We start from the raw sequence: 23601 nt of genomic DNA, 5'->3' as shown, positions 1-23601 counted from the left end.
ATGAAATATAATAAGTTACTATCGGCCATTGTCTTGCTGCTAGCCCCCATTGCTGCAACTTATGGGCAGTTAATGGCCCTTCCCACACGCACGACGGTCGAGGCTTTGGAGCAAAATCGTACAGTGCAAGTTTATAACAGTGGTGATAAAGCACTTTATTTAGATATCTCGTTACAACGGGTGGATAACCCAGGGGTGACTCCAGAAAAAAAGACACTGATCAGTGATATTCCTCAACCTGAGATAATTTTTAATCCCAGCCGGATTACATTAGGGCCGAAACAAAAGCGGGATATAAAGTTACTGCCATTAAAATCGCCCACTCAGGAAACGCTATATCGCTTGTATATCGATCCGGTAGTCGCGACCAAAGTCTCTGGAGGAAGCGAAGATAAAAGCAAAATCCACACCCCAATGACCATCAGTATTGGCTATGGCGTGCTTATTCATCATGTCCCTCCAATGGCAACGCAGTCTCGCCGCTGGCAGCATGAATGTTTGCCTGACGGGCTGATGCTCAGCTCCACAGGTAATGTCCACAATAAGTTCGCACAACTAAAATCGCGTGATAATGCCACGCTGACGGATAGCCTAAATTTGTACCCAGGTGTGCCTATCACTTTGTCAGTAAAACAGCTTAACGGGCAGGTAGATAATGAAACCTTTACTGTTAGTTGTAGCTAGTTTATTGCCGCTGAGTGTCTTGGCTACCATCGATATTCAGCCGCATGTGTTGGAGATGCAGCAATCCAAGGCAGTGGTCAAGGTGATTAATCGGGGCATAAACACACAGTACATCAGGGTGCAACTGTCTCAGTTAAATAATCCCGGTGAATCCCCCGGGCAGGAGTCATTAACTCCTGTCGGGGAGCAATCTCATCCGATACTGTTTGCTGCCCCCTCCAAATTGACACTCGGCCCAAAGCAGAGCGCGAGAATAATCATTAAAGCATTGCAAGCACCCGATAAAGAGCAAGTTTATCGATTATCCGTCGCACCTGAAAACACCCTGAAAGTCACTGGTGGTGAAGGTGCAGTTGTCGGCGTACAGCTAAGTTATATGGGGTTGGTCAGACATTTGCCGACCTCACTGCGACCACAGTGGGTGCATCACTGTATTGGCGGAAAGTTAGCGTTAGAAAATACAGGGAATACCCGCCTACAGTGGCATCAGTTGAAAACCCCATTGGGAGAAGTAGACGATTTTAATCTCTATCCCGAACAATTCCGGCAACTGCCCTTCAGCAATATACAAGGGATGATTGAGGATAAATTATTCAGCTTGCAGTGCTCTGCTGGATAAAGATTAAGGAGCATTATGAACATGATAAAGATAGCAGCCATATTACTATTGCTGCCCTGGCAAGCAGCTTCAGAAGGTATTCCAATACCTCTAGGGGATATTAACGTCAAATTAGACATTACCGCACAGCCCAGAATCGAAGTAGAAAAACCACAGGGCGGTTGGTATGACAATATTAAACTTAATCCTAGCCTGGAAAATCATAAGATTTATCAATCTGAAGTTCCTGTAACAGTAAAGCTACGGCGGCAAGAGGGGTTCCGAGTTTCAGTTAAAAACCCATTGATACTGGTACGTCAGGCGAATAATTCTGGTGCGCAGGAAGTGGCATTCTCTCCGGCAGAAATACGCTGGGGGCGTGACCACGCAACTTTACAGCCACTATCAGCTATTCCCGAAGTATTCATCATAGATAAGGGAACAACTCATTCGGTTGGCACTGACTATATATTGCAAATTTCGGCATTGGCTCCCAACGAACCAGATACTGCAGGGAAATATTACGGGCAGCTGACATTAATATTTGAAACGAACAGCTAATACTCATCGTTGACTGTCATGGAGAGACACGAAATGAATACTACAAGCAGAAAACTATTGATGGGACTATTATTGTTAATATTACACCCCGTCGCGATGGCTAATCCTTATTTTTATGACTATACACAATACTACTCTAACTGCTCAGCAAAACTATTAGATGATGGCAGTGTGAAAGTTTCTTTTCAAGCACGTCTGATTGATGGCTTGTTTGGTCTGAATGCGGGTGGGCATCGTATAAAGTGGAAGGAGCTAATCAATATTTCTGATGCTAACTTGAAAAATACATCATTACATTCACGTAAAGCCCTACTTTCACTCTATTTTTATAATGCTGATGGCTCACCAAATTTAAATATTAAGCTACAAGACCTACATGATATTTCTCTTAATGGTATTTACCATGATCGGTCGAGCAATAATATTAAAGTAATTAAGTTTAAAAATAATTCAAGTGCCTTTAACGTTACTCACTACCATGTATCATTTACGGTTAATGCAAATGCCCTGAAAAATATCAGGATAGGGGCAACTGTTGGTGGTGTGCTTGTTTCCAATGACCAAAAACATCCTTTACTTTCATCCAGAGGAGTTTCTTTTAGCCCGTCAGGAAACCAATGCGAATCTTTTGACCCTCAAGCGAATATGGCACCATCGACTCTAAAAGTTGATCCTAAATTTCGTTTAGCTACCGCAACATGGCGATTAAAAAGTATCGATTTAGATAATCTACTCGATAAAACTGCCGGTGGCAGTGGTTTACATGCCCCACTGATAAATCCAGCAGCCAATCGTTTTTGTATTAGCTATCGGGCTATAGGAATACAAAATACCCGTTATATGATCAGTGCCAGTAATATAAATGGGCTAGCGCAGAATAACCGACATTTTCAATTAAAAGAAGATAAAGGGAATAACATTATTAACTATCGAGTGATACTTAAAAATGATGAATATGCCAAAACAGATTTTTCATTGCCAGCTGATAAAAAATTCATACAGTTGAAAGCTGATAATAACACGGGTGAAGAGAAAATGTGTTGGTCACCCCAAATACGGCTTTATCGTACTGATACTACTGATAAAGGGAGTTATAGCGATACACTGAACTTTACTATCACGCCTTTAGCATAAACATATAGATAAGGCCCAGAACTGGGCCTTAAAAAATATTAATACAAAAACATTGAGACTTAACCGCCCAGATAAGCAGAACGTACCGCTTCATTCGCCAACAAAGCAGCGCCGGTATCTTCCAGAACAATGCGGCCATTCTCTAGCACATACCCTCGGTCAGCCAATTTCAGCGCTTGATTGGCATTCTGTTCAACCAAGAAGATTGTCATTCCCTCTTCCCGTAGCTGTTGAATAGTATCGAATATTTGTAAAATAATAATCGGAGCCAGCCCAAGAGACGGCTCATCCAACAGCAACAATTTAGGCTGGCTCATCAATGCGCGCCCAATCGCCAACATTTGCTGTTCACCACCAGACATGGTGCCAGACCGCTGCACCCGACGTTCAAACAACCGTGGAAATAAGTCGTAAACTCGCTCAATACGCTGCTGATATTGCTGACGATCAGCAAAAAAACCACCCATAGCGAGGTTCTCTTCAACCGTCATCCGGGAAAACACCCGTCGCCCCTCCGGCACGATGGCAATCGCCTCACGCATAATACGCGCGGTCTGCCAGTTCGTAATATCCTGCTCACCGAAAATGATGCTACCTTCGGTTGCACGAGGTTCGCCACACAATGTGCCCAGGAGTGTGGTTTTACCCGCGCCATTAGCACCAATCAAGGTGACAATTTCGCCTTGCTGGATGTGCAGACTAACCTGATGCAATGCCTGAATTTTGCCGTAATGGGCGGAAACTTTATTAAATGACAACATGTTATGTTTATGCCTCGCCCGTTTTCATTTACCTAAAAATACGTTTACTTAAAAATAAGTTATTCGCCCAGATAGGCCCGGATCACATCCGGATTATTACGGATTTCTGCCGGTAAGCCCTGTGCCAACGGAGTTCCCTGATTCACCACATAAATACGATCAGAAATCCCCATCACCAATTTCATGTCATGCTCAATGAGCAATACCGAAACTTGATGTTGGTCGCGCAGCTCCATAATTAACTGATTCAGTTCATCAGTTTCTTTCGGGTTCAGGCCTGCTGCCGGTTCATCTAGCATCAATAGCTCAGGGCGGGTCACCATACAACGGGCAATTTCCAAACGCCGTTGTTGACCGTAGGCCAGATTCCCTGCCTGCCGGTTAGCCAGTTCCAATAATCCGACCCGCTCTAGCCAAGTTGCGGCACGCTCCAATGCATCGGCCTCTGCGCGCCGAAAACCCGGCGTTTTCAGCAGGCCGGCAAATACACCGCTTTTAAGATGCTGATGCTGTGCCACCAGCAAGTTCTCGACCACCGTCATTTCACGGAACAAACGCACGTGTTGGAAAGTGCGAATCACCCCCATTCGTGCAATAACCTGCCCAGGGAGCCCTTCAATATGGCGATCACGTAATTTAATTGTGCCGCCAGTCGGGCGATAAAAGCCAGTCAGGCAGTTAAAGATCGTAGTTTTACCGGCACCATTCGGGCCAATCAGTGAGACAATTTCTCCTTGATTGAGATTCAGGCCGACATTGTTCACCGCCAATAACCCGCCAAAGCGCATCGACAGCCCTTCAACCGCTAACAAAGGTTGCGTATTCATGCTTGTTCCCCCTGTTTAGCTTTGATATCGGCGACTTTCAGCTTCAATTGCGGCCGTTTCATCGGTAATAGGCCCTGCGGACGCCAGATCATCATCAACACCATCAATGCACCCAACAACAACATACTGTACGCATTGAGATCTCGCATTAACTCACGCGAAACCACCAGCAATACGGCCGCCAGAATAACCGCGAACTGTGACCCCATCCCGCCTAATACCACAATCGCCAATACAAAAGCCGACTCCACAAAAGTGAAGGACTCAGGGCTGACAAAACCTTGTCGCGCAGCAAACAGCGTGCCCGCAAAACCGGCAAAAGCAGCACTGATGGTAAACGCGGTCAGCTTGATTTTTGTCGGGCTTAAACCCAATGAGCGGCAAGCAATTTCATCTTCGCGCAGTGCTTCCCAAGCCCGGCCTAGCGGCATGCGGAGCAACCGATTAATCACAAACAGAGTCAGAACCACCAATAACAACGCCACCAGATACAGGAAAATGATGCGGTCACTTGGGTCATAAGTCAGGCCAAAGAAATTGTGGAAAGTATCCCAGCCGCCGTCTTTCGCGGTGCGACTGAATTCCAAACCAAACAGTGTCGGTTTAGGAATTTGGCTAATCCCATTTGGTCCACCGGTGATTTCAGTATTATTGAGCAGCAAAATACGCACAATCTCACCGAAGCCCAATGTCACAATCGCCAAATAATCCCCACGTAGACGTAAAACAGGGAACCCGAGCAGGAAGCCGGACAGTGCCGCGACAATTCCCGCCAGAGGCAAACTCTCCCAGAAACCCAACCCGTAATAGTGATTCAGCAGAGCATAGGTATAAGCACCAATAGCATAAAAACCCCCGTAGCCCAGAACCAGCAAGCCTGATAGCCCGACCACAACGTTCAAACCCAGCCCCAGCATGACGTAAATTAGTGTCAGGGTGGCGATATCTACCGAGCCTCGGGAGACCAAAAATGGCCAGGCTATTGCAGCAATAATAATCGCAGCCGCCAATAATTTCTGGCGCGGGGTGGTGCCATCAAAGCTGGGTAATACCCATGCTGGGCCAGAGACCTTTTTAATCCCTTGCTGGATGAACGGCCGCACTAATTGGAAGAAAAATACTACGATGCAAGCTGCGCCAATCCACAACCAACGCACCTCTGAAGCCCCTTGCACTATAAGCTTGGTGCCGTCTAACTGCAGCTGCAATCCCATCACAAACGAGGCAAGGACGAGTAAAACAAAACTGGAAATAATGGCGTTAAGGAAGTTGAGTTGTTTCATACCTTTTCAACCTCCGGACGGCCTAAGATCCCGGTAGGCATCACTAATAACACAACAATCAGCAACGCAAATGAAACTGCATCTTTATATTCTGTGCTGAGATATGCAGAAGTTAATGCTTCGGCCACACCCAGAATCAAACCACCGATCATCGCACCCGGAATACTGCCGATCCCACCTAACACTGCGGCGGTAAATGCTTTCATGCCAGCCATAAAGCCGATGTATGGGTTAATGACGCCATAAAACTGCCCCAATAAGACCCCGGCGACGGCGGCCATCAGCGCCCCGATAACAAAAGTCAGTGAGATAACTCGGTCAGTATTAATGCCCAGCAAACTGGCCATTTTTAAATCTTCAGCACAGGCTCGGCATGCGCGCCCCATGCGGGAATAACGGATAAAGAGTGTCAGCGCCAACATGGCCAAGAAGGTGACTATCCAAATGGTCAACTGCATGGTGCTGATGGTTGCGGCAAAGCCATTAGTTTCAGCCAACGTCCACTGACCAGTAACCAAACTCGGTAGAGCCAGATCCCGCGAGCCTTGATTTAGGCTGACGTAGTTTTGCAGGAAGATAGACATCCCGATCGCCGAGATCAACGCGATCAAGCGCTTAGAGCTACGAACCGGTTTATACGCCACCCGTTCAATACTCCAGCCATAAGCACTAGCAATAACAATTGAGACGAGAAAAGCAGAGCCTATCAATAACCAACTGGCATCAATCCCCACCATCATCAATGCGGCAATCACGATAAAGGAGACGTAGCTGCTGATCATATACACTTCGCCGTGGGCAAAGTTGATCATGCCGATAATGCCATACACCATGGTGTAACCAATGGCGATCAGCGCATAAGTGCTGCCCAACGTAACCCCGTTGAACATCTGTTGCAGGAAATAAAGAAACTGCTCTGACATACTCTAACCCTTTGATTCACTTGCCTGGCTGCCCTAGCCAACTGCACCAAATCTACTGTGCGCAGTGAGGAAAAATCCCCCCGAAACTTGGGGGGATACAGTTGGTAAAAGGGGCCGGATTGCTGCAACAGCAACCCTAAAACTTGATGATTCTAATATTATTGTTATTTGACTGCGGTTGATGAACCATCCGCATGCCATTCAAAAATACCGAATTCAAACCCTTTCAAATCGCCTTTATCATCCCAGTTCAGCGGCCCCATCACGGTTTCCACCGGCTTACCAGTTTTCAGATCTTTGACCAAATCAGCAGGTTCTTGGCTACCACTCCGCTCCATCGCGGTAGTCAGCGATTGCAGCGCAGCATAAGTTGTCCAAACGAATGGGCCGGTTGGGTCGAGTTTCTTCGCTTTCAGCGCATCAACAATAGGTTGGTTAACAGAAACCTGATCATAACGTTTTGGTAAAGTTACCAGCATGCCTTCAGAAGCATCACCCGCGATGTTAGACAGTGAGGAGTTACCCACGCCCTCTGGGCCCATAAAGCGTGCTGTCAGGCCAGCTTGCTTAGCCTGACGCAGGATTTGCCCCATCTCTGGGTAGTACCCGCCGAAATAAACAAAATCAACATTCTCTTTCTTCAAACGAGCAACCAAGGTAGAGAAATCTTTATCACCGGCGGTCACCCCCTCAAACAGCACAGGTTCTGTACCTTGCTTTTTCAGGCTCTCACGCACGGAGCGCGCCAAACCTTCGCCATATTGCTGCTTATCATGTACCACAGCGATACGTTTAGGTTTGATGGTTTCAAGGATATATTTAGCTGCTGTTGGGCCTTGGTCAGAATCCAGACCGGTGGTCCGCATGATCATTTTGTAACCACGGGTAGTCAGATCAGCATTGGTTGCAGCAGGGGTGATCATAATCACGCCCTCATCTTCATAAATATCTGAAGCAGGCTGAGTTGAAGAGGAGCACAGGTGGCCAATAACGTAACGAATACCATCGTTAATCACTTTGTTGGCGACAGCTACGGCTTGTTTCGGGTCGCAAGCATCATCATATTCCACACCGACCAGCTTATCGCCATTAATTCCGCCTTTGGCATTGATATCAGCAATCGCCTGACGTGCACCGGTAAATTCCATGTCACCGTATTGGGCAACTGGGCCGGACATCGCGCCAACAATGGCAACTTTGATGTCTTTCGCCAGCACAGAATGGCTCATCGCCATTGCTATACACCCAGCCAGCAACATTTTACCTTTTGTTAATTTCATCCGCGAATTCCCCATCTGTCATTGTGAACGTGCTTGTTGTGTTGGTCTTAACGTTTTATAGCGCCGTAACGTTTTATTCATAAGTAATAATGATTTAGTCTCAAAAGTGATGCTTTTTTCTAATAAGACTTTATTTTTCATGCCATTAAACAGGAGTTTTATGCTGCAAATCAACTAAGACAAGCAGAAACAAGCGGTGTAAACAGCATAAAATTAGGATTAAATTGAATGGGTTTTGCACAAATGCTAGTGAGTTGTGCTGGTTATGTGATCATTTACTCTGTTAAAACTCGGAAAATGCAGTAGCGAAAAAACATTTTCCCCCATGAACGTACAGAAAAACTTACACAACTCTCTGACCTATGATCTAGTACAATAAACCATAGCCCTATAACCCTTACATTTCTGCGGTTTATCGACGATGAAACTGACTATTGAACGTTTAACAAACCTTACTCATCAGGACCTTATCGATTTAGCTAAAATTTGGCCTGAGCAGCAACAAACCTATTGGCTGCAATGGATTAATGACGGCAAGCCGCTCTTCGCTGCGCGATTTAATGAGCGTCTATTAGGTGCAGTGAAAGTGATTGTCGATGGCCAACAGGCCGAGCTTGAGGATTTGTGTGTCAGGGAAGTGACGCGTCGGCGCGGCGTGGGGCTTTATCTCATTGAAGAAACATTGCGTCAGCTAGCGGAAGTGAAACACTGGCAATTGAAGGACGATCAGGTGGCATGCGCAAACCGTAAAGCTGTGGATGGCTTTATGCATGCCTGCGGTTTTAGCCGTGGCACGCAGAACTGGCAGCGGTAGCGGATTAAACAGCCCGCTCATAATTATTTACCATATATGATGGGCGGGTAAAAATTGCAGCAGCCACGCTATCCGGCGAGGATCCACTACCCACTGTTTCATTTTGCCCAGCGAAACTTGCCATATTTTCAGCTAATAACTCCGTTGCAGTGCCGTGATGGAGGGTAATGCAATCAAAACCTCCGCTAAGATCCAATAAACTTTCAGCAAAATTGAAGTCAGCAGGAACATAATAATCATTACCCTCCCCCATTTTTGCCCTACCAATAAATTCCACCTGCAACCCTGGCATGTGATTTTTAAACCAATCAGAGATTGCGTCGTTGAGAGGTTCGATGCTAGACGCATTGGTAATATAGAACATCGAATTATCTTTTTGGCTGGTCCCCATGACACCATTCATATAATTCACATGACGTTTTAAGATATAATGATCTTCCGTATCAACCGCCCCCAACTGTATTTCTCCCACAGAGAAAACACCCGGTGTTTTTATAGGTTGTAGACCAGAGTCTCGTAATTGTTTCTCAATAAGATTGCTAATAGGAAGACGTTGTTGGTGTAGCTGCTGCAACTCAAGCATCGTTTGTTGTAAATCAATTTTATTTTGCTCAGTCAATTTACTATTTGGATCGTCCAGCACCTTTTGTACTAAATTTTTCGCCTCCTGATAATCATGAACCATAACACGCCCATCAGACAATGGACGCATATACATATCAATATGAAACTCCTGTTGACTCACTATAACCAAATCTTCACGAGCCACACCCAGTTCATCAGCAATAATATCTTTAGAGATTTCATTCATTGCGAGAAAACGAATAGCCTGCTGTTCAACTTGCTTATCGCTTAGGGATGAACGAATAAAACCTGCATTCTTAAGCATGATCATCATGCGATTTTTAGCAGAGATATCCGGCTGCCAATGTTGTAATTTTTGTTTGATTAACTTATGACTATATCGTGGTGACCGTTGCATCATCGCACTCAGCTCAGAGTAATCTCTTTTATACATACGCAACAATTTCTCATCATAATTATCAGGTATGTTATCGCCTTTATATGCTACACGATGACGATGATTTGCGGCAGCTATCTGTTCTATCGATAAATTCATCTCATTACCAATATCTGGAATATCAGTTAATGCATCTCGCATATTTGCTAATTCAAGTTTAGCGCGTACAGTCTTGGCTAATAATAAACGGGAAGGATAATCAAGGTGCTCTGGTAATAATCCTGAAGCTTCCAGTAACATTAAATCAATTTGAGGGTCGAATCCCCGCCGAAAGATACTCGATTCTTCACTTGCCAGGCTTAAAGTGAATTCACCGTTATTTTGCATTGCTTCAACTTCGGCCGCCACTCGCTCTGAATCAAGGTAGTTATGCCTTAGCGTAGTCTGTATTACCGCATCACGGCCAACCAATGCATAAATTTTACCATTGGCCCGCCGGCCCGTGAGCATATTCCCCCCGTCAATGACAGATAAAGTTTTAACCATATCCAAGTTGTACTTTTTGACTAACATTTTCGCTGCTGTCCAGCGCTCAAAAGATTGCCCTTGAGAAGGACAATCTTCTAACTCCAAACTATGGTGCCCTTCCTCCTCAGCCCCAGGGATGCTCATGTCCAAGCTGCTGACAAACTCCTCATACGCAGTGCCCTCCCCATCCCCCATAGGGCTACTCGGCTGAAATACCTGTTTGCCGTCAGCCGATAACCACATATTGTCTTCAGTCCAAAAAGTCATATCTGACTCTTTTCGGATATTAAAGTTATAGCGTTGCCCTAATACATCCAGTTCTTTAGATAAACCATAGCCAGATGTTTCCCCAGAGTGATAAAGATGGGTAATAGGGTTTGTCACATCATCCAGCGACAAAGAGAAAACCAAGTTACTGGCTTTGGACATAGGCAGCGGGATCGCTGACGACAAAAGATCAACTGATGAGGATTGGCTGCCAACTAAATTTCGGGTCAGATCATCAATAACATATTTTTTATTATCTAAAAGAAGGTACTCAACTTTATTTTCACCAACATCACTAAAATGATGCTTAACTGTCACAAGGTTATATCGTGAACTTTCTTTCCCATTCACTCTGGTCCAAAATATTAAATCATTCCCTGACCTTTGTAGTCTTAGTTTTTTAGTTTGTATATTAATGAATTGGATATGGCCATAATGACCGCCATTATCGTCAATAATACCGTGGCCATCAGTTACTCCATAATGGCGATACTCCATATTATCAATACCAGAAACTATTGAATCATCCCCTCTAAGCCGTTCAACAGATGTATCTTCACCACCAATAGGCATGGCATTATTTTTATTAGTGCTACGTGCAGCATTTGACATATTATTATCCTGAAAAAAACTCCAATATTAAATTTTCATTTACATCATTTAAGTTATAAATATAGACTGTTAATAATTAAAAATACCATTATACAATGGCACAATAAAATTATTAGTGATTAATTAACTTATAATGTTTTATGTGATTTAATATGGCACATTAAATCAATGGATAATTAACAATATAAAAACAGTACCAGCCTACTTGTTTTATTATTTATCGTATTTAGTACTTTGCCGCATTTGGTTTTTTTTAGAAAATTATTATTACGGAGTTAACGCCATAGATAATCCGACTGACTGTCGGAATCGAGTGTGTGGAAGGTTTTTAAGCCATTATTTAGCTCATATAGTTAAAAATCAGAATCTGCTAAAATGCACAAAGAAAAAGGGCGATATTAATTATTAATATCGCCCTTCATGTTACGTCATATGCCCTTTTGATTACACACCGCAGTATATTGTTAACTGCAATGTCAATTGTGTAAGGGATATATCAGGCTTCAATAGCCATTCGTAATTTTTTCATCGCGTTTTTTTCAAGCTGACGAACCCGTTCAGCAGATACGCCGTACTGATCAGCCAGTTCCTGCAATGTAGACTTGTTGTCATCATCCAGCCAACGAGCGCGAATAATATGCTGGCTCCGCTCGTCCAAGCCTTCCAATGCATAAGATAATTTGTCTGCCGCGTGATTGTCCCAATTATCCTCCTCGATGCCATCTGCAAAGTCTGAGGTTTTATCCTGCAAATACAGGACGGGCGCCATAGATTGGCCATCACGTGCTTCATCATCTGGAGATGGGTCGAAAGTCATATCCTGTGCGGACATGCGTGATTCCATCTCACGAACATCTTTACTGGTCACACCCAGTTCTTTGGCAACCAGCTCGACTTCATCTTGGTTAAACCAACCCAAACGCTGCTTAGTTTTACGCAGATTAAAGAATAACTTACGCTGAGCTTTAGTGGTCGCAACTTTAACAATCCGCCAATTACGCAGAACATATTCATGAATTTCTGCTTTGATCCAGTGTACTGCGAAAGACACCAGACGCACCCCAACTTCAGGGTTAAAACGGCGAACCGCTTTCATCAAGCCAATATTACCTTCCTGAATAAGGTCAGCCTGTGGCAAACCATACCCAGAATAGTTACGGGCAACATGAGCAACAAAGCGCAGGTGAGACAGGATTAGCTGTTTAGCCGCCCCCAGATCGCCCTGGTAATGCAGCCGTTCAGCCAGTTCCCGCTCTTCCTCTGCAGTTAGCATTGGATAGGCATTGGCAGCCCGAATATAGGCTTCCAAACTACCTTGGGGTACTAAGGCTAAAGTTTGCATTTCTTTGGTCATTCGAAACCCTCTCATTGCATGCATGTTTAGTGCAGATTTCTCTCAACGCCAATATTTTAGCACCTGCTTAAGCAGATTCAAGCGTTGGACACCTTATCATTTCACTGTGTTCTTCGACCGGCCATTGCCATAAAAGTTCAGCCTGGATCACAGTTTCAGCTATTGATCTTAGCAGATAACTCGCTGTGCGTATCAGGGAAAACTTAAGGTATGAATGGGTAAACAACGCCCCTTTCCCTGCCTTTATCGAAGTACTGCAGGGAAAGAGTATAACAAACATTTTTTACTGCGGTGTAAATCGGCGTAAATGTTGAACCGTCGCCAGCCAGGCGGCGATCCAGCCAATCATCGCCGAGATCAACACCAACAACAGGCATTCATCCCAGCTTAACCCATGTAGCGCAAAGCTGGTGCCGAACACCGTGGCCACCTGTGTCACAACCGAACCGAGCTTCCATACCAGCGCTTCGGAGAGAATTAGTGATAACACCGCACCGCCGAAACCTAGCATCGCGCCACCGTTCAAGAACGGCCGCAGAATAAACCCATCGGTTGCCCCAATCAGTTTCATAACATTGATAGTATCGCGGCGGCTAAAGATACTCAGACGCACACTGTTACCAATGACCAGGAATACAGCTACCACCATCAACACGCCAATCATGGCCGCAACTTGCCCGACCAAGCCGGTTAATGCCGCCAAACGAGCAAACCAGCTATCATCCATACGAACTTCGGCTACCCCTTCGACCTTACTCACCCGCTCGCGCAGGGTATCGAGCGTCCCGGAACTTTGAAAATCTAGCTTAGGCGTGATAATGGCAACTGCGGGCAGCGGGTTTTCTTCCAGCATATCCAGCGCACCGCCAAAACCAGACCAGTTGCGGAACTCACCCATCGCTTCTTCCCGCGATAGATAGTTAACTTTCTCAACACCGGCTTCCGCTTTCAGTGTGGTCACGACATTTTCAGCCGCGTTATCATCTAACGCTTTATCCAGATAGACCGTCAATTGCGGCGTTGGATACCATTGATCCGCCGCCTGACTGACGTTCTTCCACACGATATAACACACACTTGGCAGGGTCAGTGAGATGGCAATCACCATCACTGTTAACAACGTTGCCAACGGTTGGCGCATCATATCGGCAACAGCATTAACCCACGAATAACGCCACTGTTCGCGCCAACCGCCTTTCAGCGCCTTGGTTTTTGCTTTCTGCGCACTATTATTCGCCATGATGCGCTCCTGACATACGCCCCTGACTTAATGTCAGAATCGGGTAGCGCCGCCGAGCAATCAACGACGTGTCGTGGGTTGCCATTAACACGGTAACGCCCACACGGTTAAACTCTTCAAACAAACGCAAAATGCCTTCAGATAATGCATCATCCAGGTTACCGGTCGGCTCATCTGCCAGTAATACCGCGGGCTTGTTCACTACCGCCCTGGCTATACCAACACGCTGTTGTTCACCACCGGAGAGCTGAATAGGGAAGTTTTTCGCCTTATCCAATAACCCCACTTTATCCAGTGCCGCAGACACTCTGCGGCGAATATCTTCGGTGCTGGCACCTGCAATAATCAATGGCATGGCAACATTGTCATAGACCGTTCTGTCCAACAGCAGGTGGTGATCTTGAAAGATCATCCCGATCTGACGACGCAAGAATGGCACTTCGCGATTTTTCAGGCGGCTGATGTCATGACCACCAAACCAGATATGGCCAGCACTGGGGCGCTCGATACCACAAATCAGTTTCAGCAGAGTACTTTTCCCTGCACCGGAATGACCTGTCAAGAACGCCATTTCCGCTGGACGCAGATGAAAATCTACCCCTTGCAGTGCCTGTCGTCCTCCCAGATAAGCTTTACTGACCTGTTCAAAGCGAATCATCCGTATTAATCCTCTCGGGCAAAAAGAGCCTCAATAAAATCGTCAGCCTTAAATGGCCGTAAATCCTCTATACCTTCCCCAACGCCGATATAACGGATTGGGATACCGAACTGATCTGCGATGGCAAATATTACCCCACCCTTGGCGGTACCATCGAGCTTAGTCAGGGTAATTCCGGTCAAACCCACTGCTTCATTAAACAGTTTCGCCTGACTCACCGCATTTTGTCCGGTACTGGCATCCAACGTCAGCATAACCTCATGGGGGGCATCGCCGTCCAGCTTTTTCATCACGCGGACAATCTTCTTCAGCTCTTCCATCAAGTGGGCTTTATTTTGCAAACGCCCGGCGGTATCAGCCAACAGCACATCAATGCCTCGCGCTTTAGCCGCCTGAATAGCATCGAAAATGACTGATGCTGAATCTGCGCCGGTATGTTGTGCAACTACAGCAATCTTGTTGCGATCACCCCAAACTTGTAGCTGTTCTACCGCCGCTGCGCGGAAAGTGTCACCCGCAGCCAACATGACAGATTTCCCTTCGGCCTGGAATTGGCGCGCCAACTTACCGATGGTAGTAGTTTTACCCACCCCATTGACGCCAACCATTAAAATAACAAATGGATTCTTACCACTGACATCTAATGGTTTGTCTACTTTAGACAGAATTTCAGACATTTCCTCTTTGAGCTTGCCATACAGAGCTTCAGCATCTTTTAGTTGCTTACGGCTAGCATGCTCTGTCAGAGAGGTAATAATTTTGCGGGTTGTTTCGACGCCAACGTCGGCGATCAGGAGTTGTTCTTCCAGTTCTTCAAACAGATCGTCGTCGATTTTCTTACCGCTGAACAACCCCATAAAACCGGAGCCAAGATTCTGCTTGGTTTTGATTAAGCTGCGTTTTAAACGGGCAAAGAAACCTTCTTTGGTTGGCCGTTCTTGTTCTTGAGCAGCTGCTACGATTGTTTCTTCGGTTTCAATGTCTTGTTCGGTTTCAATGCTTTCTTCGGCTACGATTTCGTCTTCAAGGCTAGCAAACACCTCAATGACCTCGACCGGAGGTTCATCAACAATAGCTTGTGGCTCTGGAATATCGATAACAACATGACTTTCCGTCAGCGGCAATTCTGGCGCACTAACAGTACCTTCATCCCATGAGTCAACGTTGGCTTTATCACTGTGACTCTGTGAGAAATGATGCTGTAAATATTGAGGATCTTCAGCAAAATCTATATTTTCTTCAACTAGTTGCGCAGTTGGTTCTACTGCGACCTCTGGCGAAATTTCAGCCGCAGCTTCGCTAATTGCAGCGCTATCCAATTCACCTGGGGCGACCTGCTCGAGCTCTGCCGCCGCGTCAGCGGTATTTTCTGAAGCTATTTCAGCCTGTTTTTCGCTGATAGCCTGCTCTTCGATAACCAGCTCAGCTGCATCTTCTTTCTCAGTAGCCAATGGCTCTGCTGTGTGTTCTTCATTCTGACGGCCTAAGCCCAGCCAGGAAAAAAATCCACGTTTTTTTTCTTTTGCCATTTTTGGACTCTAATTACTTTGGGTTTGCATAAATAAGATAATAGTTCGCAAGTCTATCACTTTCCCCTGAACAGCAACACGCGCACGATGCTGCTTTCTATTGTGAATTCAATCAACAAAGGTTTAACGTTTCCCCCACACTGCACACATAGGTAGAATAGTGACTAACTTTTTTATTCAGTGCTGTAATACTGGCCAACTTTCAAGCAAAGCGATCTATGGCAAAGCGACCGATAGCAAAAGCAAAACAAGCTCCACAGCAGTCCGCAGGACAAATCCGCATCATTGGCGGTAAATGGCGAGGGCGCAAATTACCTGTCCCCGTTAGCCCTGGGCTGCGCCCTACCACTGATCGAGTCAGAGAAACATTGTTCAACTGGCTTGCGCCCATGATTCAAGGCGCCCGATGTTTGGATTGCTTTGCAGGCAGCGGCGCCTTAGGACTGGAGGCACTATCCCGTTATGCAGGTGTTGCTATACTGCTAGAAGCTGACCGACATGTCGCTAAACAGCTGAGCAACAACCTGACATTATTGAGTGCCGCCAATGGACAAGTGGTCAATACCAATTCTTTGCAATGGTTAGCCCAGCCGGGCCAGCCTTTCGATTTGGTATTCCTTGACCCTCCTTTTCGTAAAGGTTTACTGGCTGAAACCATCAATTTATTGGAACAATTCAACTGGCTGACGGCTGATGCCTGGATTTATGTTGAAGCAGAAGCAGAAAGTGCCGCCACTGATGTCCCGGCCAATTGGCAGTTACATCGAGAGAAAATTGCCGGACAGGTTGCTTATCGCCTCTATATTCGTAGCGAAGAAACTCTCAAAAACACGGTATCAGCTGAAGAACAGGAGCAACACCATGTGGATTAATATCGGCCGGTTATTGATGTTAGGAGTATGGTTTTTCTTATTGTTGAATCTGTTCCAGCCGTTTCCTAAGCCTTTGAAATACTTTATTGATGTCGCAATGATCTTCATGGTCTTGATGCATGGTTTGCAACTGATATTACTTAAATCTACGCAGCCGAAAGATCAGCCAATCAGTGGATGGCAACAATTCAAAATTTTTGTGTTCGGGGTTTTCGAATTGTTGGCTTGGCAAAAAAAACAGCCGCTATTGCCTAAAAAATAATACTCACTGTCGCTAGATATATTTTTGTTATGGCGACAGGTTATTTATTGACCGAGTGAATTTGGGGTAAAGCCAATATAGCGCGTCCCCTGTAAACGTAGAGTGCCTTTCGCACCTTGATCTATACGATTATACTCTGCCTGTGGCAGTATCATTTTGATGTCGCTGCCCTTAGTTACCTCTAGGGTACTCAGCAGTGGCCGGAAATAAACTTCATAGCGTTTATCTTCAGCAACAATCTCTTCACGTTGACGCGAACGGCGGTTTGGCGCTAATACTTCACGTTTATCAATAACTTCAACTTGTAAGCTGCGCACCGGTGAGCGGTCATTTTCCGCATCTTGCCGTTTTTTCTGCCAATATTGGCGAGTTGCCAGCACAACAATCAATACCACCACAGCAATAAATAATAACGGAAGTTTATTCATAATAATCTTGCTCGCTAAAGCTCACTTGGCGAGAGGGATTTAAGGTTTATTACCTGGTAGATAAGGGAAGCTCATCACGTTGCTGCCCAACTCAGAGATCCGAGCACTGCCCTTTTCAGTTACCGCATCAATGCGAATGACTGAATGAAGGGGGATATAGCTGCGGTTAACGCCGGAAAATTCTGTCTTCAATTTTTCTGTTGAGGGGTCAACCAGTAAGGTCGATTGACTATCAAAGACAAAATCTGCAATTTCAATAAACCCAAATAAGGTACTTGGGCCGACTTCTCTGACATAAAGCTGATAATTCTTACCATTATTTATAAACTGAATGCGATAAAGCAATTGTTCATTGACCATGTGCTATTGCCTCTATCCCTTGATTTAGCGAACGGAAATCGGCGTTAACATAACATGTGAACCAGACAAGGCCAAGACTTCAGCAGTTTGCCCCCACAGCTAAATCTGATTATGCGCACTGCTACGCATTAAGTGGCACAAATCATGCAAATCACTGTAGTGCTGCTATCACTCTTGGCTTCCATCCCTTACACTTAATTGATGTATTCTCAGAGTCATTGGCGTTGCGGATTATCATTACAACACAGGTACTTTCACTGAAACCTGTATAGAAAAAAGGATAAATAATGAGCTGGCCATTCCTTGCCGTATTCTTTTCTGGTTGGTTGTTTGTCGATGCAACTTACCGAGGCCCACGCTGGCAACGTTGGGTATTCAAACCCGTCACTCTGTTACTGTTGCTGTTACTCGCATGGCAAGCGCCTATTCTAGGCCCTGCGGGCTATCTGATTGTTTTGGGCTTGCTGGCAACTCTGGTTGCGGATGCTCTCTTGCTGCTACCCAGTGAGCGCTTACTTTATGCTCTGGGTGCATTCTTCCTCTCCCATTTACTGTATACCATTAGTTTTGCCAGCCAGATGACATTCACCCTGTTCTGGCCGCTTCCCTTAGTTCTCATCATCGTGGGCGCATTGTTGTTAGCCACGATTTGGACTCGGCTAGATGAAATGCGCTGGCCGGTGGTTGCTTTCGTCGGAATGACATTACTCATGGTGTGGATGGCTGGCGAACAGTATTTTGCTCGTAGCACCGACATGAGTTTCTCATTGCTGACAGGAACCGTGTTATTGCTGCTATCCCATGTCGTCTGGCTCCTAAATCGCTATCGTTTTTCTTTCCGAGCCTCTGACGCCATTGTTGCAGGATGCTATTTTGTTGGGCACTTCCTAATTGTCAGGTCGCTGTATTTGTAATTACCCATTACCGCGCAACATTATTTTGTGAATGTATTTTTCGGCAACATATTGTTTTGCAAAGAACGCCGACCAGCAGGTTCCAAGGATGGAGCCTGAGTACTCAGCACAGAATGCGTGATCTTCAGATATGCCCTCTTATTCTCAGCTCTGTTTAGTAATTATTCTCATTTACCCTCTTGACTCTGGAGTTGACTCTAAGGTGTAGAGTGCAGTTATACCGGCTAAATCCTGTATACCTTTTACATTCTGTCCAGGAGGCACCATGCATTCACATTCCGAACATCAACATTCAACAGATACACAGAGCCAATGCGGCTGTGGTCATAGTCATGCCAAAAAACAAACCGGTTGCAGTAGCCAACAAGCAACCAATTCCAGCAATAACAGCACAAATTCAGTGAGTGAGCATTCACATCAAGAAGGTGGTTGCTGTAGCCAGAGTCATGCCGATGAAGGTGACGAGGAAAGCGACAGACTTACTCTCGTGACGCCTTCTGATAGCCAGCGATTTAGTTGGCAAGTTAACGGAATGGATTGCCCAAGTTGTGCCCGTAAAATTGAAAATGCAGTCAGCAGTCTGAGCGGCGTTGAAAATGTAAAAGTCCTGTTTGCTACAGAAAAACTGGTGGTCGATGCCCGTTTAGATATTCGCTCCCAAGTGCAGCAGGCCGTCATACAGGCTGGATTCAGTCTGGTCGATACTCAGTCGACCATGGCGAGCAAAAACACTGCGCCAGAATCTCGTGTTCGTGAATATTTACCAATCATATTATTAACCACACTGATGCTCATCAGTTGGGGAATCTCATTATTCAGCATTCAGCTGAGTGAATTCGCATTTGCCGCAACCACCATTGTCGGGCTGATCCCCGTTGCGACCAAAGCCTGGAAACTCATCCGTTCCGGCACCCCCTTTGCAATCGAAACCTTGATGAGCGTCGCGGCTATCGGCGCGATGTTTATTGGCGCGACGGCTGAAGCCGCAATGGTATTACTGCTGTTTATGATCGGCGAATTGCTGGAATCTTATGCGGCAAACCGCGCGCGCCGTGGCGTGACCGCGCTAATGGCGCTGGTACCTGAAGAGGCATTGCTGCTCAAGAACGGTGAACGCCAGCAGGTGCCCGTTGCCAGTTTACGCCCCGGCGATATCATTGAAATCTCACCGGGGGGCCGTCTGCCCGCTGATGCGGAATTAATGACTCCATTTGCCAGTTTTGATGAAAGTGCTCTCACCGGCGAGTCTGTTCCTGTTGAACGCGTGCAAGGTGAGAAAGTCGCGGCAGGGAGTTTATCGGTCGATCGCGCTACCGAAATGCGAGTTATCTCTGAACCCGGTAATAATGCCATTGACCGCATTCTACAACTCATTGAATTAGCAGAAGAACGTCGGGCGCCTATTGAGCGTTTCATTGACCGTTTTAGTCGCATTTACACTCCCGCCATTATGCTTCTCTCAGCACTGGTGATGCTGGTTCCGCCTTTAGCTTTTGCCGAGCCTTGGGAAACCTGGATTTACCGCGGCCTGACATTGCTGCTGATTGGCTGCCCATGTGCCCTGGTCATTTCCACTCCGGCGGCCATTACCTCGGCACTGGCTGCGGCAACACGGCGCGGGGCATTAATTAAAGGGGGCGCGGCGCTTGAGCAATTGGGCCGCATTCAAACTGTTGCTTTCGATAAAACCGGTACTCTGACGGAGGGGAAACCGCAAGTCACTGATATTCTGCCAGTATCCGGTGTGAGTGAAACTCGCCTGTTGGCGCTTGCGGCAGCGGTAGAGGCAGGGTCGCACCATCCGCTGGCAATCGCCATCATGCAACGTGCGCAACAAAATACCCCCCTGTTGCCACTCGCCGAGGAACGGCGTGCGTTGGCGGGTATCGGTGTTGAGGGCACGGTTAACGGGATAGTGGTTCGTGTCAGTGCTCCCAGTAAGATATCACCGGAATTATTGAGTGCTGAGTGGCAAGCACTGCTTGATGAACTAGAAAATAGCGGTAAAACGGCGGTCGCCGTGTTGGAAAATGAGAAATTCATTGGTTTAGTGGCACTGCGCGACACTTTACGCACTGATGCTAAACAGGCCATTGATTCACTGAAAAAGTTAGGTATTCAAGGAGTAATGCTAACGGGTGATAACCCTCGCGCGGCGGCGGCTATTGCCAGTGAGCTGGGGATTGATTACCGCGCTGGATTGCTGCCTGCCGATAAAGTGCAGGCAGTTATGGCGCTAAATGCGACACACCCGACGGTGATGGTGGGTGACGGTATTAATGATGCTCCGGCAATGAAAGCAGCCAGTATTGGCATCGCGATGGGCAGTGGCACTGATGTCGCATTGGAGACCGCCGATGCCGCACTGACCCATAACCGACTAACTGGGTTGGCAGAAATCATCCTGTTATCACGAGCGGCCAACGCTAATATTCGCCAGAACATTACTATCGCATTAGGGTTAAAAGGTATTTTTCTGGTGACCACTTTATTGGGCTTAACCGGCTTGTGGCTGGCAGTATTAGCCGATTCCGGCGCAACTGCCTTAGTGACAGCAAACGCGTTGAGGTTATTGCGCAAACGAGATATTTGAAGCAACTATCAGTTTTGAAACAAATGTCAGTTTTGAAACAAATATCAGTTTTTGAACACTGGGGTAAAAGCCCACGTTATTCCGCTTTTGCCCCTTTCTTGACCAAATAGCGATAAGGTGTCTGTTGGGTATCTTGTGCCAGTAACTGGTGATCCATAAAGCGGCAAAAACCGGGGATATCACGGGTCGTGGCCGGATCATCAGCAATAATCAGCAGAGTTTGGCCGTCCTCCATATGCCGGACGGTTTTACGCACCATCATCACCGGCTCTGGGCAGCGTAATCCTAGTGCATCAAGTGTTTTGTCCGGATCGGCAAAAATATCGGTCATTGCAGTTCTCTTGTGTGTCAATAAGCAGATTACTAATAATATAAAGTGTAAGCGAACTTACAAAGCGGGCGAACTTATAAAGCCTAATAGTTTACTCCGCCGGTTGTTGGGTGCAAGGGCGCAATAACTTTCATAGAAAGGCCCGCGATTGCGCTAAAACTAAGCATTGCATTCGTTGCGCAAACGCGTATTATGCGGCGCGTCGCAGAAATTGCGGCACATTATGTTTGGGTTCCCTCACCCCAATAACCAAAAAGGTCACATTTATGTTTTCGTTTACTGCCCAACAGCGGATGACCGCTTTGGTATGGCTGGCGCTATTCCATATAGTCATCATTACCTCCAGTAACTATCTGGTGCAATTACCGATCGCTATCTTCGGTTTTCACACCACTTGGGGAGCTTTTACCTTTCCATTTATCTTCTTAGCCACTGATCTGACTGTACGGATTTTTGGTGCTCCTTTGGCGCGCCGGATTATTTTGTCTGTCATGCTGCCAGCCTTACTTATCTCTTATCTGATTTCCGCCCTGTTTTATCAGGGAAGCTGGCAAGGGTTCCCGGCATTAACCAGTTTTAATCTGGTAGTCGCCCGTATCGCGGTGGCGAGCTTTATGGCATATGTGCTGGGTCAAATTCTTGATGTTCAAGTCTTTAACCGCCTTCGCCAGCGCAGCGCATGGTGGGTTGCCCCCACTGCTGCCATGTTCTTTGGCAATATCAGCGATACCATGGCCTTCTTCTTTATTGCGTTCTACCGCAGTTCCGATCCTTTTATGGCGGCAAATTGGGTGGAAATCGCCTTGGTGGATTATAGCTTCAAGCTACTGATCTGCATGTTGTTTTTCTTGCCTGCCTATGGCGTAATGCTCAATGTGTTACTGAAGTATTTTGCCCGGCAGACTGAACAGCAAACGCTAACTCGGGTCAGCCCCGCTGAACAATAGATTTCTAACCCATGGATTTCTAACCCATAGATTCATGAATAATAGATTCCTTAATAATAGATTGCTTTTAGCGTCTGAATAAGGTGCGATAAGGTCGCATACCCAAAGTGGTTGGCGTTGCTGTTCCCTCTGCCATCTCAAATCAGAGGGGATATTAATCATCGATAAGGGATTACCATGCATAAAATAACCAAGTTTCTTGCTGTTGGCCTGCTGGTCGTGGGATTAAGTGCTTGCGATGGCGGCAGCGATAACAATGTGGGCCAGCCCGTCAGCTTGTTAGATGGCAAAGTGGCGTTTGTTTTGCCGGCAGATTTGTCTGACCAAAGCGGAAAAATGGGCAACCAAACCAATAACATGCACGTTTATGCCAACAAAACTGGCGATAAAGCGGTTATCGTGATTTTAGGTGATAATACCAATGAAGCTTTGGATGTTCTGACTGAGCGTCTGGCTGAACAGCAACGCGCTCGTGATGCCAACCTACAGGTTGTGACGAACAAAGCCATTAAGGTAGACGGGCATCCTTTCCAGCAATTGGACAGCATTATTACTAGTGGTGGGCAAAAAGCCTATTCGTCCGTATTGATGGGTAAAGTCGATAACCGATTGATGACATTACAAATTACCTTACCGGCCGACAATCAGCAGCAAGCACAGACTGAAGCTGAATCCATTATCAGCACCTTAAAGTTGAGCCCATTATCACTGCCATAAATCTGGGATAATCTTCCCAATATAGCGCGGATAAAGCCAAATGAAGGGGAAACGCGCCGTTGGGGTCGTAACGGCGTAAGCCGTCGGAGTGCCCCGAGGTGCGGTCAACCCTTCACTCAGTAAGCGATAAGCCACTTTGTCATCAGCCTAAGAGCGTGGGTAA

The 23601-nt window shown here is 46.2% G+C and carries 24 protein-coding genes; 11 read left to right on the top strand and 13 right to left on the bottom strand.

From position 1 onward, the window contains the following. The 4 genes from OVO64_RS16490 to OVO64_RS16475 are packed head-to-tail and all read left to right on the top strand — an operon-like array spanning position 1 to position 2977. Entirely contained in the window at positions 1-684 is a 684-nt protein-coding gene (locus OVO64_RS16490; RefSeq protein WP_038638305.1) for a pilus assembly protein, read from the top strand. After that, complete coding sequence (locus OVO64_RS16485) at positions 656-1303, top strand: hypothetical protein (RefSeq protein WP_050292291.1); 648 nt, start codon at positions 656-658, stop codon at positions 1301-1303. Before OVO64_RS16490 ends, OVO64_RS16485 begins: the two co-directional genes overlap by 29 nt. 15 nt (positions 1304-1318) lie before the next feature. Then, positions 1319-1843 carry a hypothetical protein gene (locus OVO64_RS16480; RefSeq protein ID WP_038638300.1) on the top strand — a complete coding sequence of 175 codons (525 nt, stop codon included), beginning with the start codon at positions 1319-1321 and terminating at the stop codon, positions 1841-1843. 33 nt (positions 1844-1876) lie between these two features. After that, the gene (locus OVO64_RS16475) at positions 1877-2977 is read left to right on the top strand and encodes a hypothetical protein (RefSeq protein WP_145509896.1); all 1101 of its coding nucleotides are present in this window, start codon (positions 1877-1879) and stop codon (positions 2975-2977) included. Between the two features lie 59 nt (positions 2978-3036). Here the strand turns inward: OVO64_RS16475 and livF are convergent, their stop codons facing one another. The 5 genes from livF to OVO64_RS16450 all read right to left on the bottom strand — a co-directional run bounded on the left by livF (position 3037) and on the right by OVO64_RS16450 (position 8051). Further along, positions 3037-3738, bottom strand: coding sequence for a high-affinity branched-chain amino acid ABC transporter ATP-binding protein LivF (gene livF / locus OVO64_RS16470; protein WP_004391351.1), 702 nt, complete (start codon positions 3736-3738; stop codon positions 3037-3039). A 59-nt stretch (positions 3739-3797) separates the two neighbouring features. Beyond that, positions 3798-4565 carry a high-affinity branched-chain amino acid ABC transporter ATP-binding protein LivG gene (gene livG / locus OVO64_RS16465; RefSeq protein ID WP_032820178.1) on the bottom strand — a complete coding sequence of 256 codons (768 nt, stop codon included), beginning with the start codon at positions 4563-4565 and terminating at the stop codon, positions 3798-3800. Beyond that, positions 4562-5848 (bottom strand): high-affinity branched-chain amino acid ABC transporter permease LivM, encoded by a 1287-nt coding sequence (locus OVO64_RS16460; RefSeq protein WP_145509895.1) that lies wholly within the window; start codon positions 5846-5848, stop codon positions 4562-4564. The genes livG and OVO64_RS16460 overlap by 4 nt, the downstream gene beginning before the upstream one ends. Next, positions 5845-6771 (bottom strand): high-affinity branched-chain amino acid ABC transporter permease LivH, encoded by a 927-nt coding sequence (livH, locus tag OVO64_RS16455; protein WP_004391347.1) that lies wholly within the window; start codon positions 6769-6771, stop codon positions 5845-5847. Before livH ends, OVO64_RS16460 begins: the two co-directional genes overlap by 4 nt. A gap of 164 nt (positions 6772-6935) precedes the next feature. Further along, on the bottom strand, positions 6936-8051 hold the full coding sequence (locus OVO64_RS16450) for a branched-chain amino acid ABC transporter substrate-binding protein (RefSeq protein WP_267248898.1): 1116 nt from the start codon (positions 8049-8051) through the stop codon (positions 6936-6938). A 421-nt stretch (positions 8052-8472) separates the two neighbouring features. On the opposite strand from OVO64_RS16450, the gene panM reads away from it, so the two are divergent. After that, positions 8473-8865: an aspartate 1-decarboxylase autocleavage activator PanM gene (gene panM, locus OVO64_RS16445; RefSeq protein WP_050292293.1), complete on the top strand. Its 393-nt coding sequence runs from the start codon at positions 8473-8475 to the stop codon at positions 8863-8865. Positions 8866-8869: 4 nt separating this feature from the next. Here the strand turns inward: panM and OVO64_RS16440 are convergent, their stop codons facing one another. From OVO64_RS16440 to ftsY, 5 genes are all read right to left on the bottom strand, one after another. Next, positions 8870-11233, bottom strand: coding sequence for a hypothetical protein (locus tag OVO64_RS16440; protein WP_230852365.1), 2364 nt, complete (start codon positions 11231-11233; stop codon positions 8870-8872). Between the two features lie 496 nt (positions 11234-11729). Continuing rightward, a complete protein-coding gene (gene rpoH / locus OVO64_RS16435; protein ID WP_004391342.1) occupies positions 11730-12587 on the bottom strand; it encodes an RNA polymerase sigma factor RpoH in 858 nt (285 codons plus the stop codon). A gap of 283 nt (positions 12588-12870) precedes the next feature. Then, positions 12871-13827: a permease-like cell division protein FtsX gene (gene ftsX, locus OVO64_RS16430; protein ID WP_038638280.1), complete on the bottom strand. Its 957-nt coding sequence runs from the start codon at positions 13825-13827 to the stop codon at positions 12871-12873. Further along, positions 13817-14485 carry a cell division ATP-binding protein FtsE gene (gene ftsE, locus OVO64_RS16425; RefSeq protein WP_004391337.1) on the bottom strand — a complete coding sequence of 223 codons (669 nt, stop codon included), beginning with the start codon at positions 14483-14485 and terminating at the stop codon, positions 13817-13819. Before ftsE ends, ftsX begins: the two co-directional genes overlap by 11 nt. Positions 14486-14490: 5 nt before the next feature. Then, positions 14491-16014, bottom strand: coding sequence for a signal recognition particle-docking protein FtsY (ftsY, locus tag OVO64_RS16420; protein ID WP_050292296.1), 1524 nt, complete (start codon positions 16012-16014; stop codon positions 14491-14493). A 218-nt stretch (positions 16015-16232) separates the two neighbouring features. On the opposite strand from ftsY, the gene rsmD reads away from it, so the two are divergent. Next, the gene (gene rsmD, locus OVO64_RS16415) at positions 16233-16886 is read left to right on the top strand and encodes a 16S rRNA (guanine(966)-N(2))-methyltransferase (RefSeq protein ID WP_038638274.1); all 654 of its coding nucleotides are present in this window, start codon (positions 16233-16235) and stop codon (positions 16884-16886) included. Further along, complete coding sequence (locus OVO64_RS16410; RefSeq protein WP_038638271.1) at positions 16876-17148, top strand: DUF1145 family protein; 273 nt, start codon at positions 16876-16878, stop codon at positions 17146-17148. Before rsmD ends, OVO64_RS16410 begins: the two co-directional genes overlap by 11 nt. A 44-nt stretch (positions 17149-17192) precedes the next feature. Here OVO64_RS16410 and OVO64_RS16405 read toward each other — a convergent pair whose 3' ends face one another. Next, the gene (locus OVO64_RS16405) at positions 17193-17576 is read right to left on the bottom strand and encodes a DUF2500 domain-containing protein (RefSeq protein WP_038638269.1); all 384 of its coding nucleotides are present in this window, start codon (positions 17574-17576) and stop codon (positions 17193-17195) included. A 39-nt stretch (positions 17577-17615) separates the two neighbouring features. After that, complete coding sequence (locus tag OVO64_RS16400) at positions 17616-17936, bottom strand: DUF1820 family protein (RefSeq protein WP_038638266.1); 321 nt, start codon at positions 17934-17936, stop codon at positions 17616-17618. Positions 17937-18223: 287 nt separating this feature from the next. Here OVO64_RS16400 and OVO64_RS16395 point away from each other — a divergent pair, with 287 nt between their 5' ends. Together OVO64_RS16395 and OVO64_RS16390 are read left to right on the top strand one after the other, a co-directional pair. After that, the gene (locus OVO64_RS16395; protein WP_038638262.1) at positions 18224-18850 is read left to right on the top strand and encodes a lysoplasmalogenase; all 627 of its coding nucleotides are present in this window, start codon (positions 18224-18226) and stop codon (positions 18848-18850) included. Positions 18851-19115: 265 nt separating this feature from the next. Beyond that, positions 19116-21443: a zinc/cadmium/mercury/lead-transporting ATPase gene (locus OVO64_RS16390; RefSeq protein WP_145540254.1), complete on the top strand. Its 2328-nt coding sequence runs from the start codon at positions 19116-19118 to the stop codon at positions 21441-21443. A 76-nt stretch (positions 21444-21519) separates the two neighbouring features. Here OVO64_RS16390 and tusA read toward each other — a convergent pair whose 3' ends face one another. Beyond that, a complete protein-coding gene (tusA, locus tag OVO64_RS16385) occupies positions 21520-21774 on the bottom strand; it encodes a sulfurtransferase TusA (RefSeq protein ID WP_038638256.1) in 255 nt (84 codons plus the stop codon). Positions 21775-22040: 266 nt separating this feature from the next. Between tusA and OVO64_RS16380 the strand changes: the two genes are divergently transcribed. Continuing rightward, complete coding sequence (locus OVO64_RS16380; protein ID WP_038638253.1) at positions 22041-22721, top strand: 7-cyano-7-deazaguanine/7-aminomethyl-7-deazaguanine transporter; 681 nt, start codon at positions 22041-22043, stop codon at positions 22719-22721. 177 nt (positions 22722-22898) lie between these two features. Then, a complete protein-coding gene (locus OVO64_RS16375) occupies positions 22899-23438 on the top strand; it encodes a DcrB family lipoprotein (RefSeq protein WP_038638245.1) in 540 nt (179 codons plus the stop codon). The last annotated feature ends 163 nt before the right edge of the window (positions 23439-23601 follow it).

The sequence above is a fragment of the Yersinia sp. Marseille-Q5920 genome (assembly GCF_946902935.1).
Lineage (GTDB): Bacteria > Pseudomonadota > Gammaproteobacteria > Enterobacterales > Enterobacteriaceae > Yersinia > Yersinia rochesterensis.
The sequence above is the reverse complement of the archived record's forward strand: the minus strand, read 5'-3'. Positions and strand labels throughout refer to the sequence as shown.